Origin of the sequence: Rhizobium sp. PRIMUS64 (assembly GCF_023006465.1) — a bacterium.
Lineage (GTDB): Bacteria > Pseudomonadota > Alphaproteobacteria > Rhizobiales > Rhizobiaceae > Rhizobium > Rhizobium leguminosarum.
Window position 1 is genome coordinate 1 of sequence record NZ_JALBGX010000175.1, and the last position, 12,441, is coordinate 12,441.

The following is a 12,441-nucleotide window of genomic DNA, read 5'->3' on the forward strand; positions in this document are numbered from 1 at the left end:
AACCACAGCCTGTTTTCCCCGCTGCCGCAGCGCCCGTTCAGCATGTTGCTATCCAGCAGCCGGCCGAGCCGGTGTTGACGGAAACGCCTGGGGTGGCCGTCGCCGAGCCGGCGCCTGCCGTCGAAACAGCGCCGCCGGCTATGGAGCCCGCTCAGTCGTCGACCGAGCGTTTCCTGCCGAGCGTTCTGGACGAGGTCCAGCCGACGCTGCTTTCGGAGGATGCCGGCCTACAGATCAGCCGCTCTTTCGAGGAGCTCGCCGCGGCAATCGACGGCGCAGAGCGCCGGTCGCTGGACGAGATCGCAGAGGACATGCTGCGCCCGATGCTGCGCGAATGGCTTGATGATAATCTGCCGACACTGGTCGAGCGGTTGGTGCGCGAGGAAATCGAGCGCGTGGCGCGCGGCCCGCGCCGCTGATCGGATTGCTTTTTCTTGAAAGCCGCTCCGGTCTCCGGGGCGGCTTTTTTATTGACTTGGCCGTGACCATCCTATTTACAAACGCCACCCTCGAACCTCGAAATTGGTCATAAAATGCTCGACAAGACCTATGATTCCGCCGCCGTCGAACCGAAAATCGCCGCGAAATGGGACGAGGCGGATGCCTTCCGTGCCGGTGCGAACGCCCGGCCCGGAGCGGAGACCTTCACTATCGTGATCCCGCCGCCGAATGTCACCGGTTCGCTGCACATGGGGCACGCACTGAACAACACGCTACAGGACATCCTGGTTCGCTTCGAGCGCATGCGCGGCAAGGACGTGCTCTGGCAGCCGGGCATGGACCATGCCGGCATTGCCACCCAGATGGTCGTCGAGCGCAAGCTGATGGAACAGCAGCTGCCCAGCCGCCGCGACATGGGCCGTGAAGCCTTCATCGACAAGGTCTGGGAATGGAAGGGGGAATCGGGTGGCCTGATCTTCAACCAGCTGAAGCGTCTGGGTGCGTCATGCGACTGGTCGCGCGAACGTTTCACCATGGACGAGGGCCTGTCGAAGGCCGTTCTCGAGGTTTTCGTCACGCTCTACAAGGAAGGGCTGATCTACAAGGACAAGCGCCTCGTCAACTGGGATCCGAAGCTGCTGACGGCGATCTCCGATCTTGAAGTCGAACAGCATGAGATCAAGGGCAATCTCTGGCATCTTCGCTATCCGCTCGAGCCGGGTGTCACCTACCAGTACCCGATCGCTTTCGACGAGGAAGGCAAGCCGACCGAATGGGAAACGCGCGACTATCTGGTCGTTGCCACCACGCGCCCGGAAACGATGCTGGGCGATACCGGTGTTGCCGTCAATCCGGAGGACGAGCGTTACAAGTCGATCATCGGCAAGCATGTCATCCTGCCGATCGTCGGCCGCCGCATTCCGGTCGTTGCTGACAGCTACGCCGATCCGACGGCAGGTAGCGGTGCCGTCAAGATCACGCCGGCGCATGACTTCAACGACTTTGACGTCGGCAAGCGGGCTGGCCTGCGCTCGATCAACATCCTGAATATCGACGGCACGATCACCATCAAGGACAATGAGGATTTCCTCGAAGGCCTCGACAATCCGGCGGCGCTGCATGGCGCCTGGGACCGCCTGGAAGGGCAGGACCGCTTCTATGCGCGCAAGGTCATTGTCGAGATTTTCGAAGAGGCCGACCTTCTCGACAAGATCGAACCGCACAAGCACATGGTACCGCACGGCGACCGCGGCGGCGTGCCGATCGAGCCGCGGCTGACCGAACAATGGTATGTCGACGCCAAGACGCTCGCCGAACCGGCGATCGCCTCGGTCCGCGAAGGTCGCACCAGGATGGTGCCGAAGAGCTGGGACAAGACCTATTACGAATGGATGGAAAACATCCAGCCCTGGTGTGTCTCCCGTCAGCTCTGGTGGGGTCACCAGATTCCCGCCTGGTACGGCCCGGACGGCCAGGTCTTCGTCGAAAAGACCGAGGAGGAGGCGCTGCAGGCGGCGATCCAGCATTACCTCTCGCATGAGGGGCCGATGAAGGCCTATGTCGAGGACCTGCTCGAAAACTTCAAGCCGGGCGAGATCCTGACGCGTGACGAGGACGTGCTCGACACCTGGTTCTCCTCGGCACTCTGGCCTTTCTCGACGCTCGGCTGGCCGGACGAGACGCCGGAGCTGGCGCGTTATTACCCGACCAACGTTCTTGTCACCGGCTTCGACATCATCTTCTTCTGGGTTGCCCGCATGATGATGATGGGCCTGCACTTCATGAAGGACGAGGATGGCGAACCGGTCGAGCCCTTCCAGACCGTCTATGTCCACGCGCTGGTGCGCGACAAGAATGGGCAGAAGATGTCGAAATCGAAGGGCAACGTCATCGATCCCTTGGAACTGATCGACGAATACGGCGCCGACGCGCTGCGCTTCACCCTGGCAATCATGGCGGCGCAGGGCCGCGACGTGAAACTCGATCCGGCCCGCATCGCCGGCTACCGCAATTTCGGCACCAAGCTCTGGAACGCCACGCGCTTCGCCGAAATGAACGGGGCAAAGAGCGACCCGCATTTCGTACCCGAGGCGGCTGAGCTCACCATCAACCGCTGGATCCTGACCGAACTTGCCCGTACGGAACGTGACGTAACGGAAGCACTCGAAGCCTTCCGCTTCAACGATGCCGCCGGCGCGCTCTATCGTTTCGTCTGGAACGAGGTCTGCGACTGGTATCTCGAGCTCTTGAAGCCGGTCTTCAATGGCGAAGACGAGGGCGCCAAGGCGGAAGCCCAGGCCTGCAGCGCTTATATTCTCGAGGAGATCTACAAGCTGCTGCATCCCTTCATGCCCTTCATGACCGAAGAGCTTTGGGCCCATACGGCAGGCGAAGGCAAAGAGCGCGACACATTGGTCTGCCATGCCGAATGGCCCGCGCCGTCCTATGCCGACGACGGGGCGGCCGACGAGATCAACTGGCTGATCGACCTCGTCTCCGGCATCCGCTCGGTGCGCGCTGAAATGAACGTCCCGCCGTCGGCGACAGCCCCGCTCGTCGTCGTCAAGGCCAACAACCTGACGCGTGAACGGCTGTTCCGCCACGACGCCGCCATCAAGCGCCTTGCGCGCGTCGAGGCGATATCGCTGGCTGACGATGCGCCCAAGGGTGCCGCTCAGATCGTCGTCGCTGAAGCGACCATCTGCCTGCCGCTCGGCAAGCTGATCGACCTTTCCGCCGAAAAGGCCCGTCTCGAAAAGGCGATTGCCAAGATGGAAGGCGAGATCTCCCGCATCGACGGCAAGCTGTCCAACCAGAAGTTCGTCGCCAACGCCAATCCCGAAGTGGTCGAGGCCGAGCGCGATCGTCTCGAGGAACTGAAGGGGCAGATCGCAAGCCTGAGGACCGCTCTTTCCAGGGTGAGCGAAGCCGGGTAAGTTTCACGGACCCATTTTGGTAAGTTATTTCAAAGACGCGCCCTCCGCGGGCGCGTCTTTTTTGTTGTGATTCGTCCGGTTCGCGCGTGAAACGGCGCATTTTCAGCACTTCATCCTGTGGATTGCTCTCATGCGAAGCTCCAGCGGGCGAAAACTGCCACTGTTGTCGGATTGATACAGCTTCTGCAATGTTTGGAATGAAAACCCAAAAGCCCACCTGAAATTCGATAGGTCTGGAATAAAATTTTATTAACCAGGTTTTTTGACGTGTCCGTCAATTTCTTTACGTAAGTTAGCCACTGCAATGCCTGGGAGCGCTGCCGTGGGGCGCGTTGCCATATAACGCGAACACTTACTAGAGTGGGGTCACATCAATTGCTGGAGTGGGGGAGACACAATGGCATCTCGTAGGTTTTCCAAGGGCATAACATCGCTCGTTCTTCTTTCGTCGCTTGCATCGCCGTCCTTCGCCGGCGGTCTGGAGCGCGGCGGATACAATATCGACCTTCTCTTCGACAATTCGAGGTTCGCCGTCCAGTCCGGCGCGACCTATGTCATGCCGCAGCGCAAGCTGAAAAACGTCAAGGACACCGATCCCACCGATGGCCTCGGCACGAACGGCATTGGCGGAGGTTCGACCACGGCTGATGATACTGAGGATTACTGGATCCCCTATCTCGGGGTGAAGGTCGGTTTCGGCGACTCCATCGACTGTATGGGCGATTTTTCGACACCCTTCGGCGCACACACCAATCCCGGCGCCGACTGGCTGGGTGTCAACGACAACATCGAAACAAAGATCAGCACCCGCAACTACGGCGCCACCTGCTCCTATCGTTTCGATATGGGCCCCGGCCAGCTTCGCCTGATCGGCGGCGGCTTCTATCAGACGGTCGATGGTTTCAAGACACGCCTCGTCGCGCCGATCACAGGGGCGGCCGCGCTGGTCTATGACGGCACCGGCCGTCTGGATCTTGCCGACCAGGCCATGGGATGGCGGGCGGGCATCGCCTACGAAATCGAGGAATATGCCTTCCGCGCCAGCCTGGTCTACAACAGCAAGGTCAAGTATGACGATCTCACCGGCACGGTCGACCTGACCGAGGTGCCGAAGGCCGCCAATCCTGCCAATCCCTACCTTGGCGTCGTGACGCCGGTCTATGGTTCGGCTGAGGCGCCGGATTCCGTCGAACTCAAGCTGCAGAGCGGCATTGCGCCCGACTGGCTCGCCTTCGGTTCGGTCAAGTGGACGAATTGGAGCGTGTTGCAGTCGATCGCCTTCTGCCCGAAGGCCACCAAAGGCGTCGTCGCTTGCTCCGCCAGCAGCCAGCTCACCTCGCTCGATCTCTTCTATCGCGACGGCTGGACGATCAGCGGTGGCGTCGGCCACAAGTTCAACGAGCAATGGGCTGGCGCCCTCAGCCTGACCTGGGATCGCGGCACGAGCCAGGGCTACGGCGCCCAGACCGACACATGGACGCTCGGCGCAGGTGTCTCCTATACGCCGGTGGAGAATGTCGAGTGGCGTCTGGCCGGCGCGCTCGGCATCATGACCGGCGGAGAATCCGGCACCTACGTGTATAATGGCCGGACCTACGGCAACGACGTCTCCTATTCCTTCGGCGACGATCTGCTGGCGGCCCTTTCCACCAGCGTAAAGGTCAAGTTCTGATCTTGCTGCCCAAGTAGAAGTCTTAGAGCCCGGCAGTTCGCCGGGCTTTTCTTTGGGTGTTGGCAAGACAAATCGACGTTCCAATTTGTGACGATTCAGCAACACATTTTTACGACGTTTGGCGTATGGTGGCGGCAGGGCGAATTTGTCCATTTCCCGCCACAAAGAGGGCGCAGCGCTATTCGCAGGCGAGGAGATGGCAGGCGTACGGTGCGTGTAAATAGTAGCATGGGTCGATTTTTTTCCGGGTACATCAGATCGTACGGCGCGATCGGCGACATTCGTTCGATTGCGGTCGTTTCGCTTTCCGAACAAGGCAGTTCCGGCCGCCAATCCGGCCTCGCGATGAAGTCGTCGATCCGTTCATTGTCGCTGTTTTCGACCCGCTCGGATAAGCAGCCCGGCTTTGCCGAAAATGTCGATACCGGTTTCGTCACATTTACTGTTTACGAATGCGATAAAGGCGGGAAGGCGAATACCGCACCTACCGAAAGAGTGCCACGGAGATTGCAGTCGAGCCATGCCGGGAGCCGGGTGGTTCTGAAGGATGGACTGAGAATATCGCCTTTGAGAAAAGGCCAGTGGGCTGGATGCGACGCGGGTAAAGGAGCCATGGAGCTCGCCGCGGGATCGCTCGCCTCGAAGAAATACATCCGCGGGATGCACGGTGCGAGCGCCGTTGCCGCCTGCCTGAGATGAGCGAAAGAAATCGGTTGAAATGGTGACGTCCGAGTTCAAACTGTTCAAATTCATGCTGATGGGCATGTCGATAGCCGTAGCGCTGGCGCTGTCCGGTCCGTGCCGCGCATTCGACATCAAAGGTGGCGTCAGCAAGGAATCCGGACCCTTCGATCTCTTCAAGTTCGGCTTCAAAGCCTATAAGAACGGCCAGAAGGAAGAAGCGGTCGAAGCCTATAAATACGCCGCCGAAAAGGGCCACACCGGTTCGCGCTGGGCGCTCGCCAACATGTATGCCGATGGTGACGGTGTCACGCAGGACGATTTCGAAGCCTTCAAGATCTACAGCGAGATTGCCCAACAGGGTGTCGAACCCGGCTCGGAAGATACGGGCTTCTTCGTCAACGCGCTGCTCTCGCTCGCCAGCTATTACAAGCATGGCATTGCCGGCAGTCCGGTCAGGATCGACCTCAGCCAGGCGCGCCAGCTTTATTTTCAGGTGGCCTCAACCTTTGGCGTCCCCGAGGCGCAGTTCCAGCTGGCGCAGATGATGCTGGCCGGCGAGGGCGGCAATGCCAGCCCGCAGCAAGCCAAGAAATGGCTGAACCAGGCCCGCAAGAGCGGCCATCCCGGCGCCATGGCGGTCTTCGGCAATATTCTGTTCGATGAAGGCCAGACGGCCCGCGGTCTGGCGCTGATGACGGCAGCGCTCGACCGCTGCAAGCCCAAGGACTGCAGCTGGATGGAAGCGCTGCAGGAGCAGGCCTTCTCGGTTGCGAACGAGGCCGACCGCCGCACGGCGGTATCCCTCTCGCACACCATCGCGAGCGGTTCCGACGACTAAGCGCCGATCGGGCGCTCAGCCCGCGAAATCGAAATAAGCGATGACAGGCACGTGGTCGGACGGCTTTTCCCAGGCCCGCACATGTTTTTCGATCGCAGCCGATGTCATCCGGTCGGCGGCTTCCGGTGACAACAGCAGATGGTCGATACGGATGCCGTTGTTCTTCGGCCAGGCGCCGGCCTGATAATCCCAGAAGGAATAGAACTGCGTCGCATCCGTCGTCGCGCGCACGGCATCCGTCAGCCCGAGATTTTCGAGCTTGCGGAACGCCTCCCGCGTCTGCGGCAGAAACAGTGCATCGTTTTCCCAGACCTTGGGATCGAAGCAGTCGTGCGGTTCCGGGATGACATTGTAATCGCCGGCAAGAACCAGCATGTCTTCATAGGCCAGCCGTTCGGCTGCAAACGTCCGCAGACGCTCCATCCAGGCGAGCTTGTAGGGATATTTCTCCGTTTCGACAGGATTGCCGTTCGGCAGGTAGATGCAGCAGACGCGCAGGATGCGCGTGTCGGACAGCGTGAACGCCGCTTCGAGGAAACGCGCCTGTTCGTCCAGCGGATCGCCGGGCAGGCCGCGGTTCACTTCGAAAGGTGAACTCTTGGAGAGGATCGCGACGCCGTTGAAGCCCTTCTGGCCGTGCGTTTCGACATGATAGCCGAGCGCCTCGATCTCCAGCCGCGGGAAACCTTCATCGACCGTCTTGATCTCCTGCAGGCAGACGATATCCGGATCGGAATCCTTGAGCCATTGCGTGAGATTGTCGATGCGCGCCTTGACGCCGTTGATGTTCCAGGTCGCGATCTTCATGGCTCTGTCCCGTTCCGCATCATGCATGTCGCCCAGAAGTGTGCAGCGGTTCTGGGATTACGACAGGCATAAAAAACAAAGAGCTAAAGCGCACCGCATGAATCAGCGTCGATGCAGCGCGCTTTAGTGCGCTTCTTTTATCGTGGTCTTTCACCGGCGGACAAGACGATAAACCGGCCGGAAGGAATTCTTCGGCCGGTTTGATGGGGAGTCCGTGCGTTTAAACGTTCAGATCGAGAAACTGGTGCCACAGCCGCAGCTTGCCACCGCATTTGGGTTCTTGATCTGGAAGGATTGGCCAAGCAGATTGTCGACGAAGTCGATCTCCGAGCCCGCCATGTAGACGAGCGATAGGCTGTCGATCAGCACCTTGGCATCGTTCTTTTCGACGATGATGTCGTCGTCGTCAGCCCTGTCGGCAAGATCGAACTTGTAGGAAAAGCCCGAACAGCCGCCGCCTTCGACGGAAACGCGCAACGCGCTCTTGCCGGCTTCGGCGCCGACGATCGCAGCGATACGCTTTGCCGCGGCATCTGAAAGGGTTACACTTGTATCCGTCATGTTTCCTCCTGCCGGGGTCAAGATCCGGAGAGAATGGGTTTTGGCACTTGAATGTTCAAATGCCTGATATCAAAGAAACTTACCATAATCTTCGCGAAAAGGCGATGATGCGCCGAAGCGGTTAAGAAAGCGCCTCTTTGCCGTTTCATCGAGCTATAGGTATGAAGAGCGATAAGCGGCGTCAATGGGCAGATGCGGCAACATGCAGGATGACGGTGAAGAATGACGATCGATACGCGTGCTTTGGGTTTCGGCAGCAGTGAAAGGGCGGTCTATGCGGCCGATCCCTGGACGACGCGCGGACGGCTCTATCAGGAGGACGGCAGCCCGACGCGCTCCGATTTCCAGCGCGACCGCGACCGCATCGTTCACACCACTGCCTTCCGCAGGCTGAAGCACAAAACCCAGGTCTTCATTGCCCAGGACGGCGATCACTACCGCACCCGGCTGACTCACACGATCGAGGTGGCGCAGATCGCCCGCGCTCTTGCCCGCGCCCTGAAGCTCGACGAGGATCTGGCCGAGGGCGTGGCGCTCGTGCACGATTTCGGCCACACGCCGTTCGGTCATACCGGCGAGGACGCGTTGCACGAGGTGCTGCTGCCCTATGGCGGCTTCGACCACAATGCCCAATCGCTGCGCATCGTGACCAAGCTGGAGAGGCGTTATGCTGAATTCGACGGCATCAACCTGACATGGGAAAGCCTCGAAGGTCTCGTCAAGCACAATGGCCCGCTTCTGACGCCTGAGGGAGTCGGCACGCGCGGTCCCGTTCCGCAACCGATCCTTGATTATTGCGAGCTGCACGATCTCGAGCTTGCAACCTATGCCAGCCTCGAGGCCCAGGTTGCGGCGATCGCCGATGACATTGCCTATAATACCCACGATATCGACGATGGCCTGCGCTCCGGCTATCTGACTTTCGAGATGCTGGAGGAAATCCCGTTTCTTGCAGGGCTGATGGCCGAGGTGCGGGAGCGATATCCGCATCTGGAGGCCAGCCGCTTCACCCATGAGATCATGCGCCGTCAGATTACCCGCATGGTGGAAGACGTGATCGGCGTCGCGCAACAACGCCTGTCGCTCTTGCGCCCTGAAAGCGCAGCCGATATCCGCGGTGCCGGCCAGATTATCGCCAGCTTTTCCGAGGGAATGGCCGAGACCGACAAGCAGATCAAGGCGATGCTCTTCAAACGCATCTACCGCAATCCGGATATCATGCGCATCCGTGCCGGCGCCGCCCAGATCGTCACCGATCTCTTCGCCGCCTACATGGCCAATCCGAAGGAGATGCAAAGCCATTACTGGGTCGATCATATCGCCGGCCTGTCCGACGCGCCGAAGGCTCGTCATGTCGGCGATTATCTCGCCGGCATGACCGACACCTATGCCATCAGCGCCCACAGGCGGTTGTTTGACCACACTCCGGATTTGCGATAGGCAGCGGTCGCCCACGCCGAGGGCCGATTTGAGCCTTTGGCACAGCCTATGCATGGAAGAGTGCGATGAACCTTTTTACCGACTTCGAAGCCAGGATCAAAACCGCCCTTGAACAGATCGATCTGGTCAGGGAAAAGCGATCCGAGCTCGATTTCGGCCGCATCACCGTCGAGCCGCCGCGTGATGCGAGCCATGGCGATGTGGCGACCAATGCCGCAATGGTGCTGGCAAAACCGCTCGGAACCAACCCGCGCGCGCTGGCCGACGTCATCATCGCCAAGCTGAAAGAGGATGCCGACGTCGCCGACGTCTCGGTCGCGGGTCCCGGCTTCATTAACATCCGTCTCGCCGTCGGCTACTGGCAGCGGCTGCTCGCATCGATGATCGGCGCCGGCACCGATTACGGCCGCTCGACGCTCGGCAAAGGCAAGAAGGTCAACGTCGAATATGTCTCGGCCAATCCGACCGGTCCCATGCATGTCGGCCATTGCCGTGGCGCCGTCGTCGGCGACGCGCTCGCCAACCTGCTCGCTTTTGCCGGTTACGGCGTCGAGAAGGAATATTACATCAACGATGCCGGCTCGCAGATCGACGTGCTCGCCCGTTCCGTCTTCCTGCGCTATCGTGAAGCGCTCGGCGAAAAGATCGGCGAAATCCCCTCGGGTCTCTATCCCGGCGACTATCTCGTGCCTGTCGGTCAGTCGCTTGCCGCCGATTACGGCGTGCGTCTGCACAACATGCCGGAAGACCAATGGATGCCGATCGTCAAGGATCGCACCATCGATGCGATGATGGTGATGATCCGCGACGATCTGGCGTCGCTGAACGTCCATCACGACGTCTTCTTCTCCGAGCGAACCCTGCATGCCAATGGTGCGGCCGCGATCCGCACGGCGATCAACGACCTGACCTTCAAGGGTTACGTCTACAAGGGAACACTACCGCCGCCGAAGGGTCAGCTTCCCGAGGATTGGGAAGATCGCGAACAGACACTGTTCCGCTCGACCGAGGTGGGCGACGATATCGACCGGCCGCTGATCAAGTCGGATGGCTCCTACACCTATTTCGCCGCCGACGTCGCCTACTTCAAGAACAAGTTCGACCGTGGTTTCGACGAGATGATCTACGTGCTTGGCGCCGACCATGGCGGTTACGTCAAGCGCCTGGAAGCGGTTGCACGCGGCGTTTCGGACGGTAAGGCGAAGCTGACGGTGCTGCTCTGCCAGCTCGTCAAGCTCTATCGCAATGGCGAGCCGGTGAAGATGTCGAAACGCTCGGGCGATTTCGTCACGCTTCGGGACGTCGTCGAAGAAGTCGGTCGTGATTCGGTCCGGTTCATGATGCTTTATCGCAAGAATTCCGAACCGCTCGACTTCGATTTCGCTAAAGTGACGGAACAATCGAAAGATAATCCAGTCTTCTACGTGCAATATGCGCATGCTCGCTGCATGTCGGTCTTCCGGCAGGCGAGGGAGGCTTTTGCCGACCTCGATGTTTCGCCCGAGAATCTCGCGCAAACCGTTGCAGGCATTGGCGATCCGGCCGAATTGCAGCTCGTCGCCAAGCTTGCTGAATTCCCGCGTATCGTCGATGCGGCGGCCCAGTCGCAGGAGCCACATCGCGTCGCTTTTTACCTCTACGACCTCGCCAGTTCCTTCCATGCGCACTGGAACAAAGGTAAAGATCAGCCAGAATTACGATTTGTTAATGATAAAAACCGAGAATCAAGTATTGCCAGACTTGGGCTGGTGTACGCCGTCGCGTCGGTTTTGAAGTCGGGACTCGCCATTACAGGCACTGCCGCACCGGACGAAATGCGATAACGTCACCATTTCCCCACAATGCGCTGGCATTTGAGCGTTGGCGTTTGCGAGTGGGAATAGGCATGGCTGATAAACAACTTGCGTATGATACGCGCGGAAAAAACGATCTGTTTGCCGATGATGATCCGTTGGCTGAACTTGCCCGGATCGTCGGCTTCGAGCCGCGTGTTGCGGCGAATACGGTGACTGAGACCGCACGCCGCGAGCCCGCCCTCGATCTCGAAGACGAGCTTGGGCGCGAGTTCGACCGCTACGATTCGCCACGTCCGCTCGCAGAGCTCGACCGGCCCGCCGAGCCGTTCTCTGATGATGTCACTCCTGAAGATTACGTCGAGCCCGTTCTCGACGCTTCTCCCGCCGCCGAACGTGCGGAGGCTCCTGAGCCGGTTTCCGTCGCCCCCGTCGAGGCTGAAGAAGGCGAGGCTGATGAAGAAGTAGCTTTGCCCGCCGCAGGGAATGAGGACGCATCTGCCGCCGACTGGGCGGAGCAGCTTTCCCCCGAGCCCGAGGCATCGTTGCAATCGGCCTTCGGCGGTGCGCGCGACCTGATCGAGGAGCTTGAGCTGTCGATCGGCGCAGCACCCGTTTCTTCGCTGCCGCAGCCCGCCAAGGCGCCGCAATGGTCGGCCGCCAGCATCAGGCTGCCGCTTGCCAATTTCCATGCACCGAAGCGCGAGGAACAGGTTGTTTTGCCGGAGCCTGTGGCCGAAACGGTCGCAGCACCGGTTGCTGAGGCACCGTCCGCCGATCTTCCTGTGGTCGAACCGCAACCTGTCATCGAGCCGCCGGCGACCGTCGCCGCTATCGAGCCTTCCGAGGAATTCGAATCCGCTTCACCGTCGCTTGGCTTCCCCGCCGAGCTCGATCGCCATGATGAGGTGATCGCATCGGAAGAGACCGCCGAGGCCGAAGAATTCGTCGAGATCGAGGAAGAGCTGCAGGATTTCGGGTCCGATGCCGGTTTCGATCTCATCGCCGCCGCCGTCGAAGGCGAGATCCAGGCCGATGCCGCGCTGACCGAGGTGGTGCCTGATGTTCCGCACACCGCCGGCACGTTCGATCTTGACGATCTGCTCGCCGACGTCTCGCGTTATCCGGTGCCGCAACGTGCCAATCCGACGCCCGTCTCGCCGCAGCCCGCATCGATCGAGGCAGCGCCCGTTTCTGCTGCTCCCATGGCCGCCGCACCTGTCGAGCCCAAGGTGATCGCGCCCGCACCGCTCGCCGCAGCACCCGTCC

The 12,441-nt window shown here is 60.3% G+C and carries 9 protein-coding genes and 1 pseudogene; 8 read left to right on the plus strand and 2 right to left on the minus strand.

Annotated elements, in window-relative coordinates; translation table 11 throughout:
* From MOV76_RS35350 to exoR, 5 genes are all read left to right on the plus strand, one after another.
* The coding region (locus tag MOV76_RS35350; protein WP_247266278.1) for a PopZ family protein at positions 1-419 on the plus strand (419 nt) is incomplete at its 5' end.
* A gap of 114 nt (positions 420-533) precedes the next feature.
* On the plus strand, positions 534-3,377 hold the full coding sequence (locus tag MOV76_RS35355) for a valine--tRNA ligase (RefSeq protein ID WP_168299226.1): 2,844 nt from the start codon (positions 534-536) through the stop codon (positions 3,375-3,377).
* Positions 3,378-3,774: 397 nt separating this feature from the next.
* Complete coding sequence (locus MOV76_RS35360) at positions 3,775-5,049, plus strand: OmpP1/FadL family transporter (RefSeq protein ID WP_018241787.1); 1,275 nt, start codon at positions 3,775-3,777, stop codon at positions 5,047-5,049.
* 87 nt (positions 5,050-5,136) lie between these two features.
* Positions 5,137-5,748, plus strand: coding sequence for a hypothetical protein (locus tag MOV76_RS35365; protein ID WP_247266279.1), 612 nt, complete (start codon positions 5,137-5,139; stop codon positions 5,746-5,748).
* Positions 5,749-5,767: 19 nt separating this feature from the next.
* Positions 5,768-6,571 carry an exopolysaccharide production regulator ExoR gene (exoR, locus tag MOV76_RS35370; RefSeq protein ID WP_003558862.1) on the plus strand — a complete coding sequence of 268 codons (804 nt, stop codon included), beginning with the start codon at positions 5,768-5,770 and terminating at the stop codon, positions 6,569-6,571.
* A 15-nt stretch (positions 6,572-6,586) separates the two neighbouring features.
* Here the strand turns inward: exoR and xth are convergent, their stop codons facing one another.
* On the minus strand, positions 6,587-7,378 hold the full coding sequence (xth, locus tag MOV76_RS35375; RefSeq protein ID WP_028732045.1) for an exodeoxyribonuclease III: 792 nt from the start codon (positions 7,376-7,378) through the stop codon (positions 6,587-6,589).
* 228 nt (positions 7,379-7,606) lie between these two features.
* Entirely contained in the window at positions 7,607-7,939 is a 333-nt protein-coding gene (erpA, locus tag MOV76_RS35380; RefSeq protein ID WP_018241789.1) for an iron-sulfur cluster insertion protein ErpA, read from the minus strand.
* 222 nt (positions 7,940-8,161) lie between these two features.
* Here erpA and MOV76_RS35385 point away from each other — a divergent pair, with 222 nt between their 5' ends.
* The 3 genes and pseudogenes from MOV76_RS35385 to MOV76_RS35395 all read left to right on the plus strand — a co-directional run.
* Positions 8,162-9,379: a deoxyguanosinetriphosphate triphosphohydrolase gene (locus MOV76_RS35385; RefSeq protein WP_018241790.1), complete on the plus strand. Its 1,218-nt coding sequence runs from the start codon at positions 8,162-8,164 to the stop codon at positions 9,377-9,379.
* Between the two features lie 65 nt (positions 9,380-9,444).
* Entirely contained in the window at positions 9,445-11,202 is a 1,758-nt protein-coding gene (gene argS / locus MOV76_RS35390; RefSeq protein WP_018241791.1) for an arginine--tRNA ligase, read from the plus strand.
* Positions 11,203-11,264: 62 nt separating this feature from the next.
* Positions 11,265-12,441, plus strand: a pseudogene (locus MOV76_RS35395) (sporulation protein); the annotation flags it as partial.

Coding starts and splice junctions, on each gene's coding strand:
- exoR (WP_003558862.1), top strand. CDS start 5,768: ATGGTGACGTCCGAGTTCAAACTGTTCAAATTCATGCTGATGGGCATG.
- erpA (WP_018241789.1), bottom strand. CDS start 7,939: ATGACGGATACAAGTGTAACCCTTTCAGATGCCGCGGCAAAGCGTATC.
- MOV76_RS35385 (WP_018241790.1), top strand. CDS start 8,162: ATGACGATCGATACGCGTGCTTTGGGTTTCGGCAGCAGTGAAAGGGCG.
- MOV76_RS35355 (WP_168299226.1), top strand. CDS start 534: ATGCTCGACAAGACCTATGATTCCGCCGCCGTCGAACCGAAAATCGCC.
- xth (WP_028732045.1), bottom strand. CDS start 7,378: ATGAAGATCGCGACCTGGAACATCAACGGCGTCAAGGCGCGCATCGAC.
- argS (WP_018241791.1), top strand. CDS start 9,445: ATGAACCTTTTTACCGACTTCGAAGCCAGGATCAAAACCGCCCTTGAA.
- MOV76_RS35360 (WP_018241787.1), top strand. CDS start 3,775: ATGGCATCTCGTAGGTTTTCCAAGGGCATAACATCGCTCGTTCTTCTT.